The 22,554-nt window shown below is 71.1% G+C and carries 22 protein-coding genes, 2 tRNA genes, 1 other RNA gene and 1 pseudogene; 17 read left to right on the top strand and 9 right to left on the bottom strand.

Annotated features, from left to right (window positions below):
- The first annotated feature begins 60 nt into the window (after nt 1–60).
- On the top strand, nt 61–735 hold the full coding sequence (locus FB557_RS06670) for a sunset domain-containing protein (RefSeq protein ID WP_144856810.1): 675 nt from the start codon (nt 61–63) through the stop codon (nt 733–735).
- Nucleotides 736–738: 3 nt separating this feature from the next.
- On the opposite strand, the gene FB557_RS06665 is transcribed toward FB557_RS06670, so the two are convergent.
- The 3 genes from FB557_RS06665 to upp all read right to left on the bottom strand — a co-directional run bounded on the left by FB557_RS06665 (nt 739) and on the right by upp (nt 2,469).
- On the bottom strand, nt 739–1,479 hold the full coding sequence (locus tag FB557_RS06665) for a PH domain-containing protein (RefSeq protein ID WP_144856807.1): 741 nt from the start codon (nt 1,477–1,479) through the stop codon (nt 739–741).
- Between the two features lie 2 nt (nt 1,480–1,481).
- Entirely contained in the window at nt 1,482–1,655 is a 174-nt protein-coding gene (locus tag FB557_RS14155) for a hypothetical protein (RefSeq protein WP_170236220.1), read from the bottom strand.
- A gap of 175 nt (nt 1,656–1,830) precedes the next feature.
- Complete coding sequence (gene upp / locus FB557_RS06660; RefSeq protein WP_144856805.1) at nt 1,831–2,469, bottom strand: uracil phosphoribosyltransferase; 639 nt, start codon at nt 2,467–2,469, stop codon at nt 1,831–1,833.
- 67 nt (nt 2,470–2,536) lie between these two features.
- Here upp and FB557_RS06655 point away from each other — a divergent pair, with 67 nt between their 5' ends.
- Both FB557_RS06655 and FB557_RS06650 read left to right on the top strand, forming a co-directional pair.
- Nucleotides 2,537–2,968, top strand: coding sequence for a nucleoside deaminase (locus FB557_RS06655; protein WP_144857120.1), 432 nt, complete (start codon nt 2,537–2,539; stop codon nt 2,966–2,968).
- 38 nt (nt 2,969–3,006) lie between these two features.
- A tRNA-Ser gene (locus FB557_RS06650) sits at nt 3,007–3,096 on the top strand.
- A 72-nt stretch (nt 3,097–3,168) separates the two neighbouring features.
- Here the strand turns inward: FB557_RS06650 and FB557_RS06645 are convergent.
- Both FB557_RS06645 and FB557_RS06640 read right to left on the bottom strand, forming a co-directional pair.
- Complete coding sequence (locus tag FB557_RS06645) at nt 3,169–3,663, bottom strand: LytR C-terminal domain-containing protein (protein ID WP_144856803.1); 495 nt, start codon at nt 3,661–3,663, stop codon at nt 3,169–3,171.
- A complete protein-coding gene (locus FB557_RS06640; RefSeq protein WP_144856801.1) occupies nt 3,656–3,955 on the bottom strand; it encodes a type II toxin-antitoxin system VapB family antitoxin in 300 nt (99 codons plus the stop codon). Before FB557_RS06640 ends, FB557_RS06645 begins: the two co-directional genes overlap by 8 nt.
- An 11-nt stretch (nt 3,956–3,966) precedes the next feature.
- On the opposite strand from FB557_RS06640, the gene FB557_RS06635 reads away from it, so the two are divergent.
- On the top strand, nt 3,967–5,619 hold the full coding sequence (locus FB557_RS06635) for a helicase HerA-like domain-containing protein (RefSeq protein ID WP_144856799.1): 1,653 nt from the start codon (nt 3,967–3,969) through the stop codon (nt 5,617–5,619).
- Nucleotides 5,620–5,654: 35 nt separating this feature from the next.
- Here the strand turns inward: FB557_RS06635 and FB557_RS06630 are convergent, their stop codons facing one another.
- Nucleotides 5,655–6,893, bottom strand: a complete 1,239-nt coding sequence (locus FB557_RS06630; RefSeq protein WP_144856797.1) for an acetyl-CoA hydrolase/transferase family protein — start codon at nt 6,891–6,893, stop codon at nt 5,655–5,657.
- Nucleotides 6,894–7,116: 223 nt separating this feature from the next.
- Between FB557_RS06630 and FB557_RS06625 the strand changes: the two genes are divergently transcribed.
- Nucleotides 7,117–8,106 (top strand): DUF559 domain-containing protein, encoded by a 990-nt coding sequence (locus FB557_RS06625; protein ID WP_144856795.1) that lies wholly within the window; start codon nt 7,117–7,119, stop codon nt 8,104–8,106.
- Nucleotides 8,107–8,227: 121 nt separating this feature from the next.
- Here FB557_RS06625 and FB557_RS06620 read toward each other — a convergent pair whose 3' ends face one another.
- Entirely contained in the window at nt 8,228–10,123 is a 1,896-nt protein-coding gene (locus tag FB557_RS06620) for an AMP-binding protein (protein WP_144856793.1), read from the bottom strand.
- Nucleotides 10,124–10,325: 202 nt separating this feature from the next.
- Between FB557_RS06620 and FB557_RS06615 the strand changes: the two genes are divergently transcribed.
- Nucleotides 10,326–10,415, top strand: a tRNA-Ser gene (locus tag FB557_RS06615).
- A 55-nt stretch (nt 10,416–10,470) separates the two neighbouring features.
- Here FB557_RS06615 and FB557_RS06610 read toward each other — a convergent pair.
- On the bottom strand, nt 10,471–10,941 hold the full coding sequence (locus FB557_RS06610) for a DUF3817 domain-containing protein (RefSeq protein WP_246074512.1): 471 nt from the start codon (nt 10,939–10,941) through the stop codon (nt 10,471–10,473).
- Nucleotides 10,942–10,964: 23 nt separating this feature from the next.
- Here FB557_RS06610 and ffs point away from each other — a divergent pair.
- The 10 genes from ffs to FB557_RS06560 all read left to right on the top strand — a co-directional run bounded on the left by ffs (nt 10,965) and on the right by FB557_RS06560 (nt 21,367).
- Nucleotides 10,965–11,061, top strand: an RNA gene (ffs, locus tag FB557_RS06605) — signal recognition particle sRNA small type.
- Between the two features lie 135 nt (nt 11,062–11,196).
- Nucleotides 11,197–12,153 carry a hypothetical protein gene (locus FB557_RS06600; RefSeq protein ID WP_144856789.1) on the top strand — a complete coding sequence of 319 codons (957 nt, stop codon included), beginning with the start codon at nt 11,197–11,199 and terminating at the stop codon, nt 12,151–12,153.
- Between the two features lie 119 nt (nt 12,154–12,272).
- Nucleotides 12,273–12,830, top strand: a complete 558-nt coding sequence (locus FB557_RS06595) for an NADPH-dependent FMN reductase (RefSeq protein WP_144856787.1) — start codon at nt 12,273–12,275, stop codon at nt 12,828–12,830.
- Between the two features lie 85 nt (nt 12,831–12,915).
- On the top strand, nt 12,916–15,204 hold the full coding sequence (locus FB557_RS06590; RefSeq protein ID WP_144856785.1) for a DNA polymerase III subunit gamma and tau: 2,289 nt from the start codon (nt 12,916–12,918) through the stop codon (nt 15,202–15,204).
- A gap of 86 nt (nt 15,205–15,290) precedes the next feature.
- Nucleotides 15,291–15,890: a recombination mediator RecR gene (gene recR / locus FB557_RS06585; protein ID WP_144856783.1), complete on the top strand. Its 600-nt coding sequence runs from the start codon at nt 15,291–15,293 to the stop codon at nt 15,888–15,890.
- The gene (locus tag FB557_RS06580) at nt 15,883–16,458 is read left to right on the top strand and encodes a DUF5063 domain-containing protein (RefSeq protein WP_144856781.1); all 576 of its coding nucleotides are present in this window, start codon (nt 15,883–15,885) and stop codon (nt 16,456–16,458) included. Before recR ends, FB557_RS06580 begins: the two co-directional genes overlap by 8 nt.
- Nucleotides 16,459–16,729: 271 nt before the next feature.
- A complete protein-coding gene (locus FB557_RS06575; RefSeq protein ID WP_144856779.1) occupies nt 16,730–17,998 on the top strand; it encodes an aspartate kinase in 1,269 nt (422 codons plus the stop codon).
- A 4-nt stretch (nt 17,999–18,002) separates the two neighbouring features.
- Nucleotides 18,003–19,070 carry an Asd/ArgC dimerization domain-containing protein gene (locus tag FB557_RS06570; protein ID WP_144856777.1) on the top strand — a complete coding sequence of 356 codons (1,068 nt, stop codon included), beginning with the start codon at nt 18,003–18,005 and terminating at the stop codon, nt 19,068–19,070.
- Between the two features lie 183 nt (nt 19,071–19,253).
- On the top strand, nt 19,254–20,171 hold the full coding sequence (locus FB557_RS06565) for a LytR C-terminal domain-containing protein (RefSeq protein WP_170236219.1): 918 nt from the start codon (nt 19,254–19,256) through the stop codon (nt 20,169–20,171).
- Nucleotides 20,168–21,367: a pyrophosphate--fructose-6-phosphate 1-phosphotransferase gene (locus FB557_RS06560; RefSeq protein ID WP_144856773.1), complete on the top strand. Its 1,200-nt coding sequence runs from the start codon at nt 20,168–20,170 to the stop codon at nt 21,365–21,367. Before FB557_RS06565 ends, FB557_RS06560 begins: the two co-directional genes overlap by 4 nt.
- A gap of 66 nt (nt 21,368–21,433) precedes the next feature.
- On the opposite strand, the gene FB557_RS06555 is transcribed toward FB557_RS06560, so the two are convergent.
- The gene (locus FB557_RS06555; protein WP_211356503.1) at nt 21,434–22,045 is read right to left on the bottom strand and encodes a TetR/AcrR family transcriptional regulator; all 612 of its coding nucleotides are present in this window, start codon (nt 22,043–22,045) and stop codon (nt 21,434–21,436) included.
- 92 nt (nt 22,046–22,137) lie between these two features.
- On the opposite strand from FB557_RS06555, the pseudogene FB557_RS14875 reads away from it, so the two are divergent.
- Nucleotides 22,138–22,503 (top strand): annotated as a pseudogene (locus tag FB557_RS14875) (saccharopine dehydrogenase NADP-binding domain-containing protein); the annotation flags it as partial.
- Between the last annotated feature and the right edge of the window lie 51 nt (nt 22,504–22,554).

Below are 22,554 nucleotides of genomic sequence, written 5' to 3'. Positions count from 1 at the left end.
GAGTCAGCGATGACGGCGTGCGGACCGCGCGCGTGGAGCAGGAGGGTGAGGGTGTCGAGCTTGGGACTGATCGAGCTGGTGCTGATCGGGCTGGTCTGCCTGCTGCCGGTCGCAGCGGTGATCGCGCTCGGGGTCGTGCTGTGGTCGCGCAGCAAGCGCCCCACGCCGGAGACCGGTGAGGGTCAGGCGACCACCGAGGCCCGGGAGGACTACCTCGCTCCCACCGGGTGGCAGCCCTACGAGAGCGCGTCGAGCGACGTGCCGGCTGCCCCGCCCCTGCCGGAGGTGCATGCGCCGAGCGACGACATCGAGCAGACCACCCGGCTGACGCGGGACGGCTCCCGCCCGGCGCAGGCTCCGGGGGAGGGGAGCGCCGCCCCCGAGGAGCACACCTACTGGGACGATGAGGACGAGGAGCAGCAGCGGCAGGCGGACGCGCTCCTCGACCAGGGCGCCGCCGACACGGAGATCGACACAGGCGCCAACGAGCAAACCGTCCGTCGAACCGAGCTGCCACCCCCTTCGCCGGCCACCGACATCCGCGACGGCGGCTACGGCTGGGGCTCGGCGGAGCCGGTCCCCGACGGCTCGGTCCCGCACGGGCACCCGGTCAAGGCCAACCACGAGTGGATGCAGTACCACGAGCCGGGTAGCCCCTGGTACGACCAGGCACCGGTCGACGTGTGGTTCGTCGACGCCGCAACCGCCGAGCGCTGCGGGTTCCACCGGGCCTGAGGCTCAAGGGCGCCAGTCCGGGTCGTACGGAGGAATCTCCCCGGTGTCGTCGAGCCGGCGACGGCGACGGTCAGCGCTGCTGTAGACCGGGGCCCCGCGGCCATGCGACGCGGGCTCGTCCGGCGCGTCGCGGGCCGGGTCACCGTCACGGACCGTGCCGCCTCGCGAAGCCTCCTCCTCGACCTCCCCCTCGTCGTCCCAGGACTCCGGTGTGCCCCCTTCGTCGTCCTCGAGGGGCTCGTCGTGGATCCCGAAGATCTCGCCGACGATGGCCCGGTAGCTCTCGTCCGGCTGCGGGACGTGGTCGATGCGGGAGAGGGCCTGGTCCTGGCCGGCGCTCTCGATGACGAAGGTGCCGTAGCCGAGCAGGCGGCCGAGGATCGAGCGCTCGTAGGTCATGTCGGTGACCTTGGTCAGCGGCATCATCGGCACCTTGCGGGTGATGAAGCCGTGGAAGAGCAGGATGCGCTTGTCGGTCACGACGAAGCGCTCGTACCACCACTCGAAGAAGCGCCAGCCGGCCCAGAGGAGCACGCCGAGCACACCCAGCCAGGCGAGACGGACCAGGCCGGCAGCGCCGTCGCCGGCCGCGTTGACGTCGATCCAGATCGCGAGCAGGACCGCACCGAGCAGGGTCAGGGCCGGCTTGGCCAGGACGATGCGGTGACGTCGGATCTGCGCGACGATCCTCTCGCCGCGCAGCAGGTATCGGTCCAGGCCGCGCGAGACCGGGCCGCCGGACATCGCTATCGGGTCAGCAGCTCGTCGAAGAAGCGCCCGATGTTGCGCACCCCGTTGGCGAGCACATCCCCTGCGGTACCGACGATGTCTGCGGCGTCGCCGGGGCTGGTGAGGATCGCGTAGATGAGGAAGATCGTGAGCAGCCAGAGGATGATCTTCTTGATCGGTGGCATCGACATGCTCGACTCTCTCGCTCAGGGTCAGTGCGGCGGGCCCGGGCAGGACACCACAGCAGTGTGACAGACGTGACTGGTGTGACCAGCGCCGCGACACGCTCGCCCGACACGGCAGCCCGCGGCGCCACCTACCACGCAGGACTGGCTGTGATCGCGACCAGTACTGCGTGGTAGCGCGCTAGACCACGCCGTAGAGCCGGTCGCCGGCGTCGCCGAGGCCGGGGACGATGAAGCCGTGCTCGTTGAGCCGCTCGTCGACCGCGCCGGTGACGAGGGTGACCGGGACATCGAGGTCCTCGATCTGGGAGCGCAGCGCCTCGATCCCCTCGGGCGCGGCGATGAGGGTGACCGCGGTGATGTCGTCGGCGCCCCGCTCGACGAGGTACCGGATCGACATCGCGAGCGTCCCGCCGGTCGCGAGCATCGGGTCGAGCACGTAGCACTGCCGCCCCGAGAGGTCGTCCGGCAGCCGGTTGGCGTAGGTGACCGCCTCGAGGGTCTCCTCGTTGCGCAGCATCCCGAGGAAGCCGACCTCGGCGGTCGGCAGCAGGCGCACCATGCCGTCGAGCATCCCGAGCCCGGCGCGCAGGATCGGCACGACGAGCGGCTTGGGCGAGGACAGCTTGACCCCGCTCGTCGCGGACACCGGGGTGTCGATGTCGAAGGGGACGGTGCGCACCTCGCGGGTCGCCTCGTAGGCGAGCAGGGTCACGAGCTCGTCGGCGAGACGGCGGAAGGTCGGACTGTCCGTGTCCTTCTTGCGCAGATAGGTCAGCTTGTGTGCGATGAGCGGGTGGTCCGCGGTGAGGACGCGCATACCGGCGAACCTATCGCGTCACAATGGTTCGGTGAGCCGCCCACCCAGCCCCGCCGAGACCGCGTGGATGCGGCGCGGGTTGACGCTGGCGCGGGAGGCAGGGGCGAAGGGGGAGGTGCCCGTCGGTGCGGTCGTCGTCGGCTCCGGCGGCGAGCTGCTGGGCGAAGGGGGCAACGTCCGCGAAGGGGTGGGTGACCCGACGGGTCACGCCGAGGTGGTCGCCCTTCGCGCGGCCGCCGCCCGCGCCGGGTCCTCTCGCCTGGACGGGGCCACCCTGGTCGTGACGATGGAGCCATGCCCGATGTGCGCCGGGGCGGCGATGCTCGCGCGGGTGGAGCGGATCGTGCTGGGGGCGTGGGACCCCAAGCTCGGGGCGTGCGGATCGGTGTGGGACGTCGCGCGCGACCGGCGCTCCACCCACCGGATCGAGGTCGTCGGCGGGGTGCTCGAGGAGGAGTGCTCGGCACTGGTGCGGACGTTCTTCGCCGAGCGGCGCTGATTTCGGCGCACCTGGGCCCGCCGGGTACAGTCTTCGGCGGTGGCGTGTCCGAGCGGCCTAAGGAGAACGCCTCGAAAGCGTTTGTCGGTTGACGCCGACCGTGGGTTCAAATCCCACCGCCACCGCCATGTGCGACAAGACCCCTGGGGCATCAGTCCCGGGGGTCTTGTCGTCCGGCTGAGCGCCGGGCAGTGCAGCAGTCAGTCGCAGGCCCGCTCGTCCGGTGCTGCCGGGAGCTCGGTGAACCCCTTGCCGAGGACGAGGGTGATCGTGGGCTGCTTGGCCACCTCTTCGCGGGTGAGCTTGCCGACGTGCTCGGCGACCAGCGACACCTTCGGCAGCTCGCTCTTGGGGTACCGCAGCAGGCCGACGCCGGAGACGTCCTGACCATCAGGGTTGTTCGCAACCTTCTCGACGACGAAGCCGCGTTTCTTCAGCTGCCCGGCCACCCCTGCCGCCAGCCCGTCCCGTCGGGTCCCGTTGAGCACCGACACCCGTACGTCCGAGGGGTCGATGCAGGTCGTGGTCTGGCGCGCGGTCGGGGGAGCAGGAGCTCCGCGGCTCGCCTGGTAGTAGCTCAGCGCGTACCAGAAGGCGAAGAAGAGCAGCAGGCTCACCACCGTGATCGTGATGATCGACCGGCGCCGCGACGCACCCGCCCGGTCCGCGTGCGCCGGGCCAGCAGGGTCAGTCATCGAGCTCGAGCACTCGTGCGTGGATCGTCGGCCGCTGCTGCAGCGCCGCTCGCACCGCCCGGTGCAGGCCGTCCTCGAGGAAGAGGTGCCCGCGCCAGGAGACGACGTGGGCGAAAAGGTCGCCGTAGAAGGTCGAGTCCTCGGCGAGCAGGTTGTGCAGGTCGAGCGAGCTGCGGGTCGTCGTGAGCAGGTCGAGGCGAATCATCCGAGGAGGCAGCGCGGCCCAGTCCTTGACCGCTGTGTACCCGTGGTCCGGGTACGGGCGCGAGTCGCCCACCGCCTTGAAGATCACGTCGTCACGATATGAGGGCCGACCGCCCTCGCCCAGCCGAGGGGGCCGACCGTGACCGACTCGTCATCACCCCTTCGCCGTCACCCGCCACCGCTACGCTCGCCATCGTGACGACGCACCTGGACCAGATCCGCACCGGCTACGACTTCACCGGCCCCGCCCTCGACCTGGGCGCGACCGTGCTCGACGGTCAGACCCACGCCGATGTCCCGGTGCGGGTCCCGCTCTCCTCGCTCAACCGGCACGGTCTCGTCGCCGGAGCGACGGGGACCGGCAAGACCAAGACGCTGCAGCTCATGGCCGAGCAGCTGGCGAGCCAGGGCGTCCCGGTCTTCCTCGCCGACATCAAGGGTGACCTGTCGGGGATGGCATCGCCCGGCGAGGGCAACGACAAGATCAGCGGGCGTGCCGAGGAGGTCGGCCAGGACTGGCAGGCGAAGGGGTTCGCCACCGAGTTCTTGTCCCTCGGCGGCCTCGGCAAGGGCGTCCCCGTCCGGGCCAGCGTCACCTCCTTCGGGCCGACCCTGCTGAGCAAGGTCCTCGGTCTGAACGACACCCAGGAGTCCAGCCTCGGCCTGGTCTTCCACTACGCCGACAAGAACGGCCTGGCGCTGCTCGACCTCAAGGACCTGCGCGAGGTCATCACCTACCTCGTGTCCGACGAGGGCAAGGCGGAGCTCAAGGGTCTCGGCGGGCTGTCCAAGGCCACCGCCGGGGTGATCCTGCGCAACCTCATCGCCTTCGAGGACCAGGGCGCGGACGTCTTCTTCGGCGAGCCGGAGCTCGACACCGCGTACCTGCTGCGCACCACCCCCGATGGCGCCGGTCTCGTGACCTGCCTCGAGCTGCCCGCGGTGCAGGACCGGCCGCAGCTCTTCTCGACCTTCCTCATGTGGATGCTCGCCGACCTCTTCCACGACCTGCCCGAGGTCGGCGATCTCGACAAGCCCAAGCTCGTCTTCTTCTTCGACGAGGCACACCTGCTCTTCGACGACGCGTCCAAGCCCTTCATGGACGCCATCGAGCAGACCGTGCGGCTCATCCGCTCCAAGGGTGTGGGCGTCTTCTTCGTCACCCAGAGCCCGAAGGACGTGCCCGGTGACGTCCTCGCCCAGCTGGGCAACCGGGTCCAGCACGCCCTGCGCGCCTTCACCCCGGACGACGCGAAGGCGCTGCGCGCGGCGGTGTCGACGTACCCGCACACCGACTACGACCTCGAGGAGCTGCTCACCCAGCTCGGCACGGGCGAGGCGGTGGTCACCGTGCTCTCCGAGGACGGCGCACCCACCCCCGTGGCGTGGACGAAGATGCGCGCCCCGGAGTCGCTGATGTCTCCGAGCCCCGAGTCGGTGGTCGACGCCGCCGTGGAGTCGTCGGCGCTGGCCGGCAAGTACGGCGAGGCGGTCGACCGCGAGTCTGCCTACGAGCTGCTGCGCGCCCGGCTGGAGCAGGCGCCCACGCCGCAGGAGCAGCCGGCGCCGCCCTCGACCCAGGCCCCGCCGCCGGCGGACCCCCCTTCGCCCAGGCCGGAGAAGGACGAGCCCGGCATCGTCGAGCAGGTCGTGCAGAGCTCGGCGTTCAGGTCCGCGCTGCGCTCGGCCGGCACGGTGATCGGCCGCGAGATCACCCGATCGCTCTTCGGCACGTCACGCCGTCGCCGCTGATCCCGCGCTGACCGGGCGCAGGCCCGGGTCCTGGGTCAGGCCAGGCCCATCGCTGCAGCCTCTTCCCACAGCTCCTCACGCACGTCCGGGTGAGCCGCCTGCTCGATGAGGTTGCGGGCCTGGGTGCGCTCGTCGCGGCCCCAGACCCAGGCCAGGCCCTGCTCGGTCACGACCGCGCTGTGCTGGAAGGAGGTCACCGGCTCGTCGACGAGCGGGACGATCGTGCTCACGTCGGCCTTCGGGTGCCACGAGCGCAGTGCCATGAAGGCGCGCCCACCCTGGCTGTGCGAGGCCCCCACGGTGAAGTCGGTCTGCCCGCCGAAGCCGGAGAAGATCCGAGCCCCGATCCGTGAGGCGTTGGCCTGGTCGAGCAGGTCCACCTGCAGGGCGGTGTTGATCGAGGTCATCCGCGGCTGCTTGGCGATCTTCGCCGGGGCGTTGGTGACCTCCGTGCGGGTCATCATGATCCGGGGGTTGTCGTGGACCCAGTCGTAGAGCTCCTGGCTGCCGAAGATGAAGGAGGTGACGATCGGCACGCCACGGTCGAGCGCGCCGGACCGCTCTAGGGAGAGCACTCCGTCGCTGAACATCTCGGTCCACACCCGCAGGCTGTGGCGCTCGGTGAGGATCCCGATCGTCGCGTCCGGCACCTCACCGATCCCGGCCTGCAGCGTGGAGCCGTCACGCACCTCGGCGGCGACCCTCGCCCCGATCTGCTGCGCGTCGGCTCCCGGGGTGATCGGGTCGTGCGTGGCCAGCGGGGTATCGACCTCGACGAGGGCGTCGATGTCGTCGAGGGAGATCTCGGCGTCGCCGAAGGTCCACGGCATCCGAGGGTTCGTCATCGCGATGACCGGTGCACCGGAGTGTCGAGCGGCCTCGATCGCGCCGGGCAGGACGTTGACCTCGAGCCCGAGGGAGACCTTGCCGTCGCGTGGCGGGGTGGTGTGGAGCAGGACCGCGTCGGGGCGAAGGGGGCCGTGGTACAGCCGCGGGACCATCGAGAGCCGGCACGGCACGTAGGACAGCCGCGGGTGACGCCGGTAGCCGGGGCCGACGAAGGTGGTCTCGGGCACGACGCCGTCGTGCATCGGCAGCCCGCGCTGGGCGTTCAGGGCGTGCAGCCGGACCCGGGGCATCTGCGGCAGGGCCGCCTCGAGCACCGGCGTCGGTGCCGAGAAGTTGCCCGACATCACCAGTCGCGGCCCGTCGGGATGCTCGCTGTGCAGCCCCGCGAGGAGAGTGACGGTCTGGTCCATGGACAGCGTCTCCATGGGCACACTCTTGCAGGTCGCGCTGGCGGCCCGGCAGCCAGTGCCGATAAGCCGGTTACTCGCGGGTACGACGACACGAGTGGGTGCTAGCGGAGCCGCAGACCCACGATGACGGGGTGGCGTTCCCGCCCTTCGAGCCACTCATGTCGTCCGAGCCGCGACGAAGAGGGCGGCTGTGGATAACGCAGCGGCTCCTTCTCGCGCGAGTGGCAGGCTCGCTGCCATGGCAGATCGTGCGGTCTCTCTGAGCGACGCCGCCCTGACCCTGCTCAGGGAGCAGGGCGGGCTCGCGACCCGCGCCGCGCTGCTCCTGGTGATGACCGAGCACGAGCTTCGCCAGGCGCTGGCCCGAGGGGACCTGGTGCGGCTCTCCCGCGGGAGGTACGCCCTCCCGGAGGTGGTCCCACTGCTCGACGCCGATGCCGAGCAGCGTCGCCGCGAGGTCGCCGAGCGGGGCCGGCGCGCCGCGCACGAGCTCACCGCGAGTGCGGTGCTGCTCAGTGCGGCCGCGGCCTGGGGATGGCCGACGAAGTGGTACCCGCAGCGACCTCAGGTTGCCGTGCCGACGGGGCGGAAGGTGACCAGGGACTGCCGCCGCCGGTTCGACGTCCGGTGGCGAGACGTCGCCGAGGAGGACCTGGTCGACGGCTGGGTCACCGGCCGGCTGCGCACGGCCGTGGACTGCGCGTTGCTCCTCCCACCGGACGAGGCGTTGTGCGTGCTGGACTCGGTCCTGCGCGAGGGGGTGGTGACCCGTGAGGATCTGGCCCTCTGCCTGGGCGAGCTCGACCCCCGCCACCCCGGGCGCCGCCGAGCGCTCGACCTGCTCGACCTCGCCGACCCGGGCGCGGCCAACCCCTTCGAGTCCGTACTGCGGTGGATCGTCCGGGACCTCCCGGGGCTGTCGGTCCAGACCCAGGTGCCGATCGACGACGACGCCGGCCGGGTCGGGGTGGTGGACCTCGCGGACGGTGAGCTGCGGATCGTCATCGAGGCCGAGTCCTACGAGTTCCACGGAGGGCGCGAAGCCTTCGAGCGGGACTGCGTCAGGTACACCAGGCTGACGGCGGCTGACTGGTTGGTGCTGCGCTTCACGTGGGATCAGGTCATGCACCGGCCGGAGTGGGTGCGCGAGCGCGTGCAGCGCGCGGTCGCCCTGCGTCTGGGCGAGCCGGCCGCCCTCGGTAGCGACGACATGAGTCGCGCCGCCTGACCCGCGGATCCGTGTCACCACCGAGTGAGCGAAGGGCGGTCCGCTCACCTCTGTCTTCGTACCCGCGGGTCACCGGCGGGTGCGGGTCAGCGGGCGGGCGCGGGTCACCAGCGGGCGCGGCTCAGGGGCGGCGCAGCACCGGGGCGAGGTCGTCAAGGACGCTTGCGTCCTCAATCGTCCCGGGGATCCTCGGCGTCTTGCCGTCGGCGATCTCGCGCATCGTCTTGCGCAGGATCTTGCCCGAGCGGGTCTTGGGCAGGGCCGAGACGATGTCGACCTCGCGCAGCGAGGCCACCGCGCCCACCTCCTCACGGACCCGCCGTACCAGCTCGGCGCGGATCCGCTCACCGTCCTGCTCCGGATCGACCCCCGACTTCACGACGACGAGGCCGCGGGGGACCTGCCCCTTGAAGTCGTCAGCGACACCGATGACGCATGCCTCGGCGACGTCGGGGTGGCCCGCGAGCGCCGCCTCGATCGACCCGGTGGACAGACGGTGCCCGGCGACGTTGAGGACGTCGTCGGTACGCCCCATGACGAAGACGTACCCGTCGTCGTCGATCAGCCCGCCGTCCCCGGTGAGGTAGTACCCGTCGAACGCCGAGAGGTAGCTGTCGATGTACCGCTGGTCATCACCCCAGAGAGTGGGGAGGGTCCCGGGGGGCAAGGGCAGCTTGATGACGATCGCGCCCTCGTTGCCGCGGTCGCACTCGGCTCCGGTCTCGTCGACGACACGCACGTCGTAGCCGGGCACCGGCACCGTGGGCGAGCCCGGCTTGATCGGCATCGGTTCCAGCCCGCGGGGGTTGGCCGCGATCGGCCAGCCCGTCTCGGTCTGCCACCAGTTGTCGACCACGGGCACCCCGAGCATCGCGCTGGCCCACTCGTAGGTGTCGGGGTCGAGGCGCTCACCGGCGAGGAAGAGCGTGCGCAGGCTCGAGATGTCGCGACCCTGCAGCAGCGAGCCGGTGGTGTCCTCCTTCTTGATCGCGCGGAAGGCGGTCGGCGCGGTGAGCATCGCGACGACGTCGTAGTCGTCGATGACCCGCCAGAATGAGCCGGCATCGGGGGTGCCCACCGGCTTGCCCTCGTACAGCACCGTCGTCGCCCCGGTGAGCAGCGGCGCGTAGACGATGTAGGAGTGCCCGACGACCCAGCCGACGTCGGAGGCGGTGAACATCGTCTCGCCCGGCTTGACGTCGTAGATGTGCTCCATCGACCACCGCAGCGCGACCGCGTGCCCGCCGTTGTCGCGGACGATGCCCTTGGGCCGTCCGGTCGTGCCGGAGGTGTAGAGGACGTAGAGCGGGTCGGTGGCGGCGACCGTCACCGGGTCGACCGGCTGGGCCGCGTCGGAGGCCATCAGCTCGTCCCAGTCGTGGTAGCCGGGTGGCACTGCGGCCGGCCCCTGCTCGCGCTGGAGCATCACGACGTGATCGGGCTTGTGGGTGCTGCGCTCGATGGCCTCGGCGAGGTAGGGCTGGTACTCGACGACCCGCTTCGGCTCGACCCCGCACGACGCGGAGAGGACCACGGTGGGCTCGGCGTCCTCGATCCTGGCCGCGAGCTCGGCCGGGGCGAAGCCGCCGAAGACGACCGAGTGGATCGCTCCGAGCCGCGCGCAGGCGAGCATGCCGATGACCGCCTCGGGCACCATCGGCATGTAGATGACGACCCGGTCGCCGACGCCCACCCCGAGCGATCGCAGCGCCCCCGCGAGGCGGCTGACCTGGTCGAGGAGCTCGGAGTAGGTGATCCTCCGCCGGGTCTGGGTGACGGGGGAGTCGTAGTAGATCGCGGCCTGGTCGCCCCGGCCGTCCCGCACGTGCCGGTCGACGGCGTTGAAGCAGGTGTTCAGCCGCCCGCCCTCGAACCAGCGGTACAGCGGCGGGTTGCTCTCGTCGAGCACTGTGCTCGGCTCGACCTCCCACTCGATCGCGGCCGCCGCCTCGCCCCAGAAGCTCGTCGGGTCGTTCGTGCTCGCCGCGTGCGCCGCGGCCCAGACTCCGGTGTCCATGCCCGCGATCATGGCGCCGGGTTCGGGGACGGCGCCAGGCGTTCCGGGACTGCGGTGGACGAGCGGCGCGAAGGGGGAGCCGAGCGGCCCGGCCGGTGAGCCAGTCGGGCGAAGGGGGAACCGCCTGGCGGCGCCGGTCGTGCGGCCTCGGGGACTGCCCGGATTTTCGACGCCCGCCCGATCTCCGGTAGCCTCCCGCGTTGGAGGATTCGCATAGTGGCCTAGTGCGCACGATTGGAAATCGTGTTGGGGATGAAACCCCTCATGGGTTCAAATCCCATATCCTCCGCCACCGAGCTCCTCGGGCCGATCCGGCCCGGGGAGCTCTCTTCATTCACCAGCCCCGATCAGCCCTTCGGGACCGGGGGGCCCAGCCAGAGCAGGACCGCGAAGACCACCGCGATGACGGCGACGCCGAGGAGTGCCGCGGCTCCGGGACGGCGAAGGGCGCCCGCCAGCAGGCGCTCGGGAGCAGAGGCCGGCGGCTTACCCCCTTCGCCCAGACGCCAGCGCGGCTGCAACCCGCCGTGGCGGGGCTGCTCCACCCACCGCTCGAACCACAGCGTCACCCACGGCGGTAGCGCGCTGAGCAACGCTAGCGCGCCGGTGCGGAGGGGCCAGCGGTGATCGACCCACAGCGCCAGGGCGACGAGGACGTAGGCAAGGAAGACGAAGCCATGCAGCCCCCCGAAGATCCGGACCCCGAGGTCGGTGGTCCGCGTGACGTACTTCAGGACCATGCCGATGATCAGAAGGGTCCAGGAGATCGCCTCGGCGGTGGCCACGAAGCGGAAGAGTCGGCGCGGGTTCGAGAGCACCCCCAGAGGCTAGTAGTCTGGCCGGTGGCACCCCACGTGGTGGTACCTCACCGAACTCCCCCAGGGCGGGAACGCAGCAAGGGTAGGCGAGCTCTTCCAGGTACGTGGGGTGTCTTCGCGTCTGCGCGCCAGCCCACCAACGCTCCCAGGTGCGGCGAAGGAACTGGGGTGCGCTCAATCGGCACAGTGACGCCGAACCTGCCTAGCGTGTCGGGTAGATGGCGACCGACCGGTTGCCGAAGGGAGGACGTCCACATGGACGGCAACAGCTGGATCTGGATCATCCTGGCGGTGCTCGTCGCCCTCGTGCTGCTCGGGATCCTGCTCTCGATGGGCAACAAGAAGAAGGCCGAGTCGCAGCGGAACGAGGCCGCCGAGATCCGAGAGAACGCGGCAGACCGCGAGCTGGACCTGCGCGAGCAGCAGGCGAGCGCCGCAGAGTCCGATGCGCATGCTCGCCAGGCGCGGGCCGACGCCGACCGGCAGGCCGCCGAGGCCGAGCGCCGGCAGGTCGAGGCCCAGCGGATGGAGCACGACGCGCGTGAGCGCGACGACCAGTTTCGCCAGTCGCAGGCGGAGCGCGACGAGGAGCTGCGTCGTGCCGACAAGCTCGACCCCGACGTCAAGACCGACAAGCACGGCAACCGTCTGGAGGACGGCTCCGCGGATGACCGCGGCGCCGGCTACGGCACGGCCGCAGCGGGCGCGGGTGCTGCAGGGGCTGGCGCCGCCGCGAGCGGCGACCGCGATCACGAGCGGGGTCACGACCGAGAGGACTACGCCGCCGACGACGCCGACCGGTCACGTCACGCCGAGCGGTCTGACCGCTTCGAGGACGGTCACCAGGACCGCAACGACGACGGCTACCGCGACGACATGATCGAGTCCGAGAGCTCCTACGACCGCGACGACCGCGGCGCGGACCATGGCGCCGACGGCGGTGCGGGGACGCTCGGCGACCGCGATGGATCTACCTCCCGCGGATCTCACCGCGTGGGTGACGACGGTGGCGCCGACCGGGGGGCCGACGGTGGCGCCGATCGGGGGGCCGACGGTGGCGCCGATCGGGGTGCCGACGGTGGTGCCGACGACGGTGCGTACGACCAGCACACGGACAGGCACCGCGACGATCGAGGCCTCGGCGAGAAGGTCCGGGACAGGGTCGACGACGCGCGAGGGCGCGACGACCACCCCGACGCCGGACGTCGCTGACCATCCGCACCGGCCCGCCGCACCCTCGGGTGCGGCGGGCCGGTCGCTGTGCGACACGATGGGGCGAGGCTTGTCCCCCTTCGCCCCACTGACCACGATCAGAGCACCCAAGGAGCAGCATGAAGATCGCCGTCATTCTCGGAAGTACCCGCCCCGGACGCGTGGGGGAGCAGGTGGGCCGGTGGGTCTTCGAGCAGGTCAGCGGGCGCGACGACGCCGAGTACGAGCTGGTCGACCTCGCCGACTACGACCTGGACCTGCTGAACGAGCCGACCGTGCCCGGTGCCGCCAAGCGGCAGTACGAGAACGAGAAGACGAGGCGCTGGAGCGAGACGATCGACGCCTTCGACGGGTACGTCTTCGTCACGCCCGAGTACAACCACGGCGTCCCGGCGGCCCTGAAGAACGCCTTCGACGTGATCTTCCCCGAGTGGACCTACAAGTGCGTCGCCCTGGTCTCCTACGGCTCCGACGGAGGGGTGCGTGCCGTCGAGCACTGGCGGCAGATCTGCGCCAACGCCCAGATGCACGTCGTCCGGGGTCAGCTCTCGATGTCGACCTTCACCGACTTCGACGGCGGCACCTTCACCCCGCAGGAGCGGCGAACCAAGGAGCTGTCCACCCTCATGGCCCAGCTCGTGAAGTGGTCCACGGCCACCGCCACGCTGCGCAGCTGAACGCTGTCTGCGGCGGGCGTTGGGGGAGGAGCACCTCTTCGCTGCTGGTGTCGCGTCGTCGGTGGCTCGGACTAGGGTCATCGGCGTGAGCACCGCCCTCTACCGCCGCTACCGGCCGGAGACCTTCGCCGACGTCATCGGCCAGGAGCAGGTCACCGACCCGTTGATGCAGGCCCTGCGCACGGGTCGGGTCAACCACGCCTACCTCTTCTCCGGGCCCCGGGGGTGCGGCAAGACGACGAGCGCGCGGATCCTGGCCCGTTGCCTCAACTGCGAGCAGGGGCCAACCCCCGAGCCGTGCGGGCAGTGCGAGAGCTGTGTCGCCCTGGCGCGGGGCGGGGCGGGCACCGTCGACGTCATCGAGATCGACGCCGCGAGCCACGGTGGGGTCGACGACGCGCGCGACCTGCGCGAGCGGGCCTCCTTCGCCCCGGCGCAGAGCCGGTACAAGGTCTACATCATCGACGAGGCGCACATGGTGACGCCGCAGGGCTTCAACGCGCTGCTGAAGATCGTCGAGGAGCCGCCGGAGCACGTGAAGTTCATCTTCGCGACGACCGAGCCGGAGAAGGTCATCGGCACGATCCGCTCGCGCACCCACCACTACCCCTTCCGCCTCGTCCCACCGGCCCGGCTGCAGGACTACCTCGAGCAGCTGTGCGCCAGCGAGGGCGTGGCGGTCGAGCCCGGGGTGCTCTCCTTCGTCGTGCGCGCCGGCGGCGGCTCGGTGCGCGACTCGCTGTCGGTGCTCGACCAGCTCATCGCCGGCAGCTCGGACGAGGGTCTGACCTACGAGCGGGCGGCCGCGTTGCTCGGCTTCACCGACGGCGAGCTGCTCGACGCGGTGATCACCGGCTTCGCCGCGGGCGACGCGGGGTCGGTTTACCGGCACCTGCACGACGTCATCGAGACCGGGCTGGACCCGCGCCGGTTCGTCGAGGACCTCCTCGAGCGGCTGCGCGACCTCATCGTCGTCCTCGCCGCCCCAGACGGAGCGCGCGCCATCCTGCGCGGGCTGCCCGAGGACCAGGTCGAGCGGATGCGACAGCAGGCGTCGGCCTTCGGCGCCGCGTCGCTGACGCGGGCCGCCTCGATCGTCAACGAGGGCCTCACCGAGATGTCAGGGGTCACCTCCCCGAGGTTGCAGCTCGAGCTCATCGCGGCCCGGGTCCTCCTGCCCGGCGCTGCTGGGGAGTCCGGGTACGCGGCGCGGATCGACCGGCTGGAGCGCCGGATGGAGGTCGGGGGCGTCCCGACGGCGAAGGGGGAGTCTGCCGCACCTCCTGCGTCGGCCCCGTCCCAGGCGTCGCCCGCCGATCAGCCGGTGCGATCGGGGGCGCCCGCTCCGAGCGGCGGCGCGCCCGCGGAGGCCGCTCGTCCCCAGCCGCAGGACGACGTGCCCGCCGCGTCCGCTGGGGGCCGCGACGACGATGCTCCTCCGACAGCCGGTGGTCCGAGCGCCGGAGCCCCTACGACCGGCAGCGGTCCGGACAGTGCCCCCGCTGACGACACCGGTGGTGGTGCCCCGGCCCGGGCCGGCGCTCTCGACGTGGACGCGATTCGCCGCGCGTGGCCCGACATCCTCGGGCGCATCTACCAGCGGCGCCGCGCCACGTGGACCTTCCTCTCCGAGCACGGGCAGGTGCTCTCCTACGACGGTCAGCGGCTTGTCATCGGGATCTCCACCACCGGGCTGGCCAATGCCTTCCGCTCCGGTTCGCACGCCGATGTCGTGCGCCAAGCCCTCATCGACGCGCTCGGCGTCGACGTGATGGTCGAGGGGATCCCGCACGTCGACGAGGGGACGGCCGCCGCCCCTGGGCCCTCGTCTGGTGCCGGGCGCCCGCCCGGTGCCGGATCCTCGGACGGGTCGGTTCCGGGCGGGTCAGGTCCCGCCGCGGCGTCGGCGCCCGGCCCGTCCGCGCAGGCGCCGGCCCGGTCCACCTCCCTAGCCGGCTCGCCCGCGCAGCGTCCGCCCGTCGCCAGCTCATCCGGCGCGAGCTCGCCCGGCTCCGACCCGTCCCGGTCCGATGGCCCGGGTGAGCGGCCGAGCTGGTCGAGCTCTGCGGCTGCGGGCGGCGCCCCCAGCTGGGCAACCGAGGACCCCTTCGCCAATGCGGGCCGCTCCAGCTCGGAGCCGGCGGGCGAGGACGCCCAGGCCCCTGCGGCCCCGGCTCAGGCCGGCCCGCCCGGAGGTGCAGCATCGACCGAGCCGTCGCCGACTGCGGCTGTGCCCTCCCGTGACCGGGGGGACGCCCTGGACGCGGCTGGCGTCAGCGCCGACGACGAGGACATCGTCGAGGCCGGCGAGGCCGGCCCGGCGGTCGTCCAGCGAGTCCTCGGTGGGACCGTGATCCGCGAGGACGAGGGCTAGGACGGGCCGACCGGCCCCGTGCGTGGCCCGAGGACAGCTGGCGTCGATGCTAGGTGGGGGCGGCACGGGCGCGTAGTGTCATGCCCGTGTTTGAAGGAGTGGTGCAGGACCTCATCGACGAGCTCGGACGCCTGCCCGGGGTCGGCCCGAAGAGTGCCCAACGCATCGCCTTCCACCTGCTCCAGGCCGACCCGCACGACGTTCAGCGACTGGTCCAGGCGCTCAGCGAGGTCAAGGCCAAGGTGGCCTTCTGCGAGACGTGCGGCAACATCGCCGAGGGCACCCAGTGCCGGATCTGCGCCGACCCGCGCCGAGACGCCACGGCGATCTGCGTGGTCGAGGAGCCCAAGGACGTCGTGGCGATCGAGCGGACCCGCGAGTTCCGGGGGCGCTACCACGTCCTCGGTGGCGCGATCAGCCCGCTGGACGGGATCGGGCCGGACGACCTGCGCTTCTCCGAGTTGATGGCCCGCCTCTCCTCGGGCGAGGTCACCGAGATCATCATCGCCACCGACCCCAACCTCGAGGGCGAGGCGACCGCGTCGTACCTGGCCAGGCTGCTCTCCCCCTTCGAGCTGAGGGTCAGCCGACTGGCCTCGGGCCTGCCGGTCGGCGGCGATCTGGAGTACGCCGACGAGGTGACCCTGGGGCGGGCCTTCGAGGGCCGGAAGCTGCTCAATGCCTGACGCCGAGCGTGATCTCGCGGACCGGCAGCACCGGTTGCTGGCCGACGAGTGCGCGACCGAGGCTCGCGCCTTCGTCGAGACCGTGGCAGGGGTCGCCGCCGACGGCGCGGCCGAGACCGCGCTCCCGCTCCTCCTGCTCGCGACCGGTCAGGTGCAGCTCATGGGTGCGCGCTTGGGCGCGATCGCCGACGTCGTCCCGGCCGAACGGTTCGAGCCGGACGCGGCCGAGACCGACATCGAGCCGCTGCGCGAGGGGATCGCGCGCCTCTTCGACGGGCTGGACGACTACGTCGACCTCGTCGACCCGGTGACCTCCGGCGAGGTGGCGACCGGCTCGCTCAGCGCCGACCTCGCGACCGTGACCGAGGCCCTGACGCACGGGCTGGCGCACCATGCCGACGGCCGCTGGTCCGAGGCGCTGTGGTGGTGGCAGTACAGCTATCTCTCGGTGTGGGGTGACCGGGCGAGCAGCGCCCACCGCGTGCTGCTCGGGCTGCTCGCGCACGTGCGGCTCGATGCCGATGCGAGCGAGGTCGCCGACGCCGAGTCCCAGGCGCTCGACGCGTAGGCGCCGGGACCGCACCCGGTGTGTTACCCGCGGGTAGAGCGACACGAGTGGGTCAACCTTGCCGTGCTGAGGCAGTGATCACGCCTCCGAGCGGATAGCCCTCGCGACTCGTGTCGTCGCTGCCGCGATGCGGCCCGCGACGCGGGCCGGCTCCTCCCGGCCCGGGTGCGAGCGGGGCCCGGCCAGTACACTGGGCGCAGTCCGAGGCTTGACCGCGAGCGAAGGAGCCGCGGCCGGCCGCCCCCCCTTCGCCACCACGGAGTGAGATCACTTGAGCCTGGTTGTCCAGAAGTACGGCGGATCCTCCCTCGCCGATGCCGAGAGCATCAAGCGGGTCGCCAAGCGCATCGTCGAGACCAAGAAGCGGGGCAACGACGTCGTCGTCGTCGTCTCTGCGATGGGCGACACGACCGACGACCTGCTCGACCTCGCCGACCAGGTGACCCCGCTGGCGCCGGCCCGTGAGCTGGACATGCTGCTCACCTCGGGCGAGCGGATCTCGATGGCGCTCGTCGCGATGGCCATCGCCAACCTCGGGCACACCGCGCGCTCTCTCACCGGCTCTCAGGCCGGTCTGATCACCGACGACACGCACGGCAAGGCGCGGATCGTCGACGTCACCCCCGGCCGGATCACCTCGGCCATCGAGAAGGGGCACATCGTTATCGTCGCCGGATTCCAGGGGGTCAGCGGCGACACCAAGGAGATCACCACCCTCGGCCGCGGCGGTTCCGACACCACCGCAGTCGCCCTGGCCTCCGCCCTGCAGGCCGACGTGTGCGAGATCTACACCGACGTCGACGGCGTCTTCACCGCCGACCCCCGCATCGTCAGCACCGCGTGCAAGATCGACCGGATCTCCCACGACGAGATGCTCGAGATGGCCGCCAGCGGCGCGAAGATCCTCCACCTGCGGTGCGTGGAGTACGCGCGCCGCTTCACCATGCCCATCCACGTCCGCAGCTCGTTCTCCGCCAAGGAGGGCACCTGGGTAGATTCGACCGACGAAGGAGAGACCGTGGAAGACCCGATCATCAGCGGCGTCGCGCACGACCGCAGCGAGGCCAAGATCACCGTGGTCGGCGTGCCCGACAGCCCCGGCATGGCCGGGCAGATCTTCCAGGCCGTGGCCGACGCCAAGATCAACATCGACATGATCGTCCAGAACATCTCGACCACCGAGTCCAGCCGCACCGACATCTCCTTCACCCTGCCCAAGACCGACGGGCAGACCGCTGTCGAGGCGCTCACCCAGCTGCGTGAGTCCATCGGCTTCGAGCAGATCCAGTACGACGACCAGATCGGCAAGCTGAGCCTCATCGGGGCGGGCATGCGCAGTCACCCGGGGGTCTCCGCCACCTTCTTCAAGGCGCTCGCCGAGGCGGGGATCAACATCGGGATGATCTCGACCTCCGAGATCCGGATCTCGGTCATCACGAGCAGCGACGAGCTCGACGACGCCGTCCGAGCGGTGCACAGCGCCTTCGGCCTGGACTCCAGCGAGGGCGAGGCGGTCGTCTACGGCGGTACCGGTCGGTGATCGTGTGAGTGCGGCTCCCACGGGCGCGGCGAAGGGGGATGCCCCCTGCGTCGCGATCGTGGGGGCGACGGGGCGCTTCGCCGAGGCGCTCGCGGCGGCGCTCTCGCTGAACCCAGACCGCTGGGGTGAGATTCGGCTGCTGAACCACCGCCTCACGACGCGGACTCTGAGCATCCGGGGCCGGGAGCAGACGATCGACCTGCTCGACGACGACGCCTTCAACGACGTCGACATCGCCTTGTTCAACCTCCCGGATGAGCTGACGCCGCGGTGGGCCGAACGTGCGGTCGCCGCTGGGGCCGTGGTCGTCGACGTCGGGCCGACCTACCGGCTCGAGAACGATGTGCCCCTCGTCGCCCCTGGCATCAACGACGAGCGGATCGCGGCGCGTCCCCGCGGGATCGTCTCCCTGCCCGGTGACGTGACCTGGTCGCTGGTCGATGCGGCTCACGTGCTGCACCGGGGCTGGGAGCTGCAGCTGCTCACCGTCACCGGTCTCGTCGCCGCCGACAGCCAGGCCGAGGAGGGCGTGCAGCGTCTGGAGGACGAGCTCGCCGCGGTGAGCAGGCGGCCCGGGGCCGGGCTAGTGCCGGGCGGAGTACGAGCCGCGACGAGCGATCTCGGGCCGGACTCGCCGTTCCCCGCCCCGCTGGCGATGAATGTCGTGCCCTGGGTCGGTGACGCAGCAGATCGGGGCTGGACCACTGCGGAGCGACGTCTGGAGGCGGAGATCCAGAAGATCCTCGAGATCCCGCACGTGCCGGTCATCGCTACCCTGGTGCAGGTCCCGGTGGTCTCGGCGCACAGCATGTCCATCCATGCGAGGTGTGCTCGCTCGGTCCAGCCGGAGAAGGTGGCGCGCGCGTTCGTGGAGGCACCGACACTCGTGGTCGTCGACGACGCAGAGCACGGCGAGGTCCCGACACCGGTCGATGTCGTCGGGATCGACCCGCGCTTCGTCGGGCGTATCCGGCAGCCAGCGGGACTGGGGCACAACGTCGAGCTCTTCCTCAGCTCGGATGCTGTGCGTCGCGGCGCGACCGCCATGCTCGCGGTCGCGGCCCGGATCTGACCCGGCTGCCCGCTCGTCTGGCTGCGTTCACGAAGGGGCAACCGGCATGTGGTCGGATGCTGCCGTCGACGGGCGTCGCGAGCGGGTGGGTCGATACGCACCTGTGACTAATGTGACGGATGTGAGCAATGGTGCTTGTGTGACAATTGTGACAACCGACGTGAGATGAAGGGGGCTGCACCGATGGCCGAGGAGCAGGGGAGGTGGACCGAGCGCCCCACCGCGGGCTACGAGGTCCTCCGGGTGGACGAGCTGGACCCTGCCGCGAAGCGTGAGCTGGCGCGCCGGCGCCGGCGCAGGGCCGTGATGTTCCTGACCCTTCCGGGACTTGTGCTCGCATCCGCGACGGTGGCGACGGCCTACAGCCTCGATCTTCTCGGCACATCCGAGCCGACCTGCGTCGCCGAGCGCGTCGTCGCGCCAGCCCGTGACTCCTTCACCATCACGCTCCTGAACTCCAACGACACCGACGGTCTGGCCGGGTCGGTCAGCCGCAGCCTGCAGGAGCGTGGTTTCGTCGTCGGCGAGGTCGGCAACGCCGACGACAACGTCTACGTCAAGGGGGCCGCGACGATCTACCACGGCGCCGACGGCCGGGACAACGCGGCCCTGTTGCAGCAGCAGGTCCCCGGGTCCAAGCTCTGGGCCGACGGACGGGCCGGCTCCGACGTGCAGCTGGTGCTGGGGTACGGCTACGACCGTCTGCGCGACGAGCCGGAGCCGCCGCCGCCGGCCCCGAGTGAGATCACCGTGTCGGTGTACAACACGACCTTCCGCGAGGGCCTGGCACAGGATGTCTCCGACGAGCTCGCGGAGCGTGGCTTCAAGCCCGGCGAGACGGGCAACGATCCGACCGGCGCGTTCCTCCCGGACGATGTCGCCATCATCCGGTTCGGACCGGACGGCGCGAAGGCTGCGAAGAGGCTGGACGACTACGTCGACGACGCGGTGCTGACCGAGGTGGACAACCGCGAGGGCGAGAGCATCGACCTCGTGCTCGGGAATCAATACGCTGGGCTCGTCCCCGTCACCGAGGTCCCCGAGGTCAAGCCCTTCGTCCGGCCCGCGGACCACATCGAGAGGCCGTGCACCACGTCATGACTGTCCAGACCGTCGCCATGCTCACCGCGGGCGGCCTCGCCCCGTGTCTCTCCTCAGCGGTGGGCGGTCTGATCCAGCGCTACACCGAGCTTGCACCGGATGCGCGGATCATCGGGTACGTGGACGGCTATGCCGGCCTGCTGACCGGACGTTCCATCGAGGTGACCGATGAGGTACGCGCTCATGCCGACCGACTCCACGACTTCGGCGGGAGCCCGCTGGGCAACAGCCGGGTGAAGCTGACCAACGTGGCGGACTGCGTGGAGCGCGGTCTCGTGCCCGACGGGTCCGACCCGCTTCAGGTCGCGGCCGAGCAGCTCCAGGCCGACGGTGTCGACGTGCTGCACACGATCGGCGGCGACGACACCAACACCACCGCCGCCGACCTCGCCGCCTACCTGGCGAGGCATGACTACGGGCTGCAGGTCGTCGGCCTGCCCAAGACCATCGACAACGACGTCGTCCCGGTCCGTCAGAGCCTGGGTGCCTGGACCGCGGCGGAGCAGGGCGCGATCTTCGCGCGCAACGTCCTCGCCGAGCACTCCTCCAACCCCCGGATGCTCATCATCCACGAGGTGATGGGGCGGCATTGCGGCTGGCTGACCGCCGAGACCGCACGCCGTCACCACGCCTGGGTCCAGCAGCAGCAGTTCGTCCCCGCGATCGGCAACGATCCCCGTCGGTGGGACGTGCATGCCGTCTTCGTCCCAGAGAGCCACGTCGACCTCGACGCCGAGGCAGAGCGACTCCGCGCGGTCATGGACGAGATCGGGTGCGTCAACATCTTCCTCAGCGAGGGCGCCGGCGTCGACGACATCGTCGCGCAGCTCGAGGCGCAGGGTGAGGAGGTGCCGCGCGACCCCTTCGGCCACGTCCAGCTCGACAAGGTCAACCCCGGGAAGTGGTTCGGCGAGCAGTTCGCCGGTCTGGTCGGGGCGGAGAAGGTCATGGTCCAGAAGTCCGGGTACTTCGCTCGCTCGGCTGCCGCCAACAGCGAGGACCTCGCGCTGATCAAGGAGTGCACCGATCACGCCGTCGATGTCGCCCTCGAGGGCGGGTCGGGGCTCATCGGGCACGACGAGGAGCGCGGGGACGAGCTGCGCGCGATCGAGTTCGACCGGGTTGCCGGCGGCAAGGCCTTCGACGCCGACGTCGCCTGGTTCACCGAGCTGAGGCAGGCCATCGGCCAGCCCTGAGCGGCCAGCGACCGCCCTCCCGGGGGCCGGTGCCCGTCACCTCCTTCGGGTGGGTTCGGGGCGGGGTCACCGGGATGGGGCAGGGTCGCGTGCGAAGCACGGCAGGATGGTCGAGGTGATCAGGTCGGCCGCGCTGTCGCTGTCGAGACGACCGGCGGTGATCTCGTCGGCGGCGCCGTGCAGCACGCTGTAGAAGGTCGCCACCATCCAGGTGGTCGGCAGGTCGGTGCGGAAGGCCCCTACGGCCTGCCCGCGCTCGATGAGGTCCTGCACCCGTCGCATGGGCCGGTCGTGCAGCTCGCGGATGCGTTCGGGCGGAAGGGTGCGCTGCGCGGCCACCAGGATGCTGCGGGAGCGGGCGATCAACGTCCAGGAGGAACCGATCAACCGGGCCAACCCGTCGCGCGCGTCACCACTGAGATCGACCTGGTCCAGGGTCTCCTCCGCTCGGGCCATCGAGCGGGCAAAGGTCTGGTCGACCAGCTCGAGGCGGCTGCCGAAGTGCCCGTAGAGCGTGACCCGCCCGACCCCCGCCGCCCGGGCGATCTCGGCAGTGCTCGCGTCCGGATCGAGGGCGAGGCAGGCCTGCGCGGCCTCCAGGATCGCAGCGACGCTGCGTTGGGCGTCGGAACGTCGAGCACGCGTGCTCTCCGACGTGCGTGCCTGTGAGTCGGTCACGGCGGCCCCCTTCCTGACGTATCTCGAACAGTGCTGTACAAGTTGGGGGTACCGGAGTAAACCGAACATGCCTGTTCACATTCACCTCGACGATGGAGGCCGCGGTGCATTCAGCTCCTGAGGTCCCAAAAACCAGCGCCGATGCGGCGCACCCTCGCCGCCCGGCACGTCCAGGCGTCCTCGTCCTCGGCGGGTCCGGGGCCGTCGGTCGCGAGCTACTGCGGCTACTGGACGGCACCGAGCACCGGGTCCTCGCGGCGTCCCGCCGCCGACCGACCGCGCTTGGCTCCGAGGTGGAGTTCCATGCCCTCGATGCCCGCGACGCCACGACACTGGCCGCCTTCGCAGCCGAGAGCCGGGTCGTAGTCGACGCCAGCGGCCTCGACGACCACGGCCAGATCGCGCGCACCGTGCTTGGCGCCGGCTGTCACCTGATCGACCTCAGCGCCGACACCGACCACCTCACCGCCCTGCGCCACCTCGAAGCCGAGGCCCGAGCTGCGCAACGC

Origin of the sequence: Marihabitans asiaticum, assembly GCF_007828725.1 — a bacterium.
Taxonomy (GTDB): Bacteria; Actinomycetota; Actinomycetes; order Actinomycetales; family Dermatophilaceae; genus Marihabitans; species Marihabitans asiaticum.
Note: the sequence above shows the minus strand (reverse complement) of the source record. Positions and strands in the feature narration are given on the sequence as shown.

Excerpts from the sequence above, each read along its gene's own strand:
- FB557_RS06665 (WP_144856807.1), bottom strand. The coding sequence starts at position 1,479 with ATGTCCGGCGGCCCGGTCTCGCGCGGCCTGGACCGATACCTGCTGCGC.
- FB557_RS14155 (WP_170236220.1), bottom strand. The coding sequence starts at position 1,655 with ATGTCGATGCCACCGATCAAGAAGATCATCCTCTGGCTGCTCACGATC.
- upp (WP_144856805.1), bottom strand. The coding sequence starts at position 2,469 with ATGCGCGTCCTCACCGCGGACCACCCGCTCATCGCACACAAGCTGACC.
- FB557_RS06655 (WP_144857120.1), top strand. The coding sequence starts at position 2,537 with ATGCGGCGCGGGTTGACGCTGGCGCGGGAGGCAGGGGCGAAGGGGGAG.
- FB557_RS06645 (WP_144856803.1), bottom strand. The coding sequence starts at position 3,663 with ATGACTGACCCTGCTGGCCCGGCGCACGCGGACCGGGCGGGTGCGTCG.
- FB557_RS06635 (WP_144856799.1), top strand. The coding sequence starts at position 3,967 with ATGAGGGCCGACCGCCCTCGCCCAGCCGAGGGGGCCGACCGTGACCGA.
- FB557_RS06630 (WP_144856797.1), bottom strand. The coding sequence starts at position 6,893 with ATGGAGACGCTGTCCATGGACCAGACCGTCACTCTCCTCGCGGGGCTG.
- FB557_RS06625 (WP_144856795.1), top strand. The coding sequence starts at position 7,117 with ATGGCAGATCGTGCGGTCTCTCTGAGCGACGCCGCCCTGACCCTGCTC.
- FB557_RS06620 (WP_144856793.1), bottom strand. The coding sequence starts at position 10,123 with ATGGACACCGGAGTCTGGGCCGCGGCGCACGCGGCGAGCACGAACGAC.
- FB557_RS06600 (WP_144856789.1), top strand. The coding sequence starts at position 11,197 with ATGGACGGCAACAGCTGGATCTGGATCATCCTGGCGGTGCTCGTCGCC.
- FB557_RS06595 (WP_144856787.1), top strand. The coding sequence starts at position 12,273 with ATGAAGATCGCCGTCATTCTCGGAAGTACCCGCCCCGGACGCGTGGGG.
- FB557_RS06580 (WP_144856781.1), top strand. The coding sequence starts at position 15,883 with ATGCCTGACGCCGAGCGTGATCTCGCGGACCGGCAGCACCGGTTGCTG.
- FB557_RS06565 (WP_170236219.1), top strand. The coding sequence starts at position 19,254 with ATGGCCGAGGAGCAGGGGAGGTGGACCGAGCGCCCCACCGCGGGCTAC.
- FB557_RS06560 (WP_144856773.1), top strand. The coding sequence starts at position 20,168 with ATGACTGTCCAGACCGTCGCCATGCTCACCGCGGGCGGCCTCGCCCCG.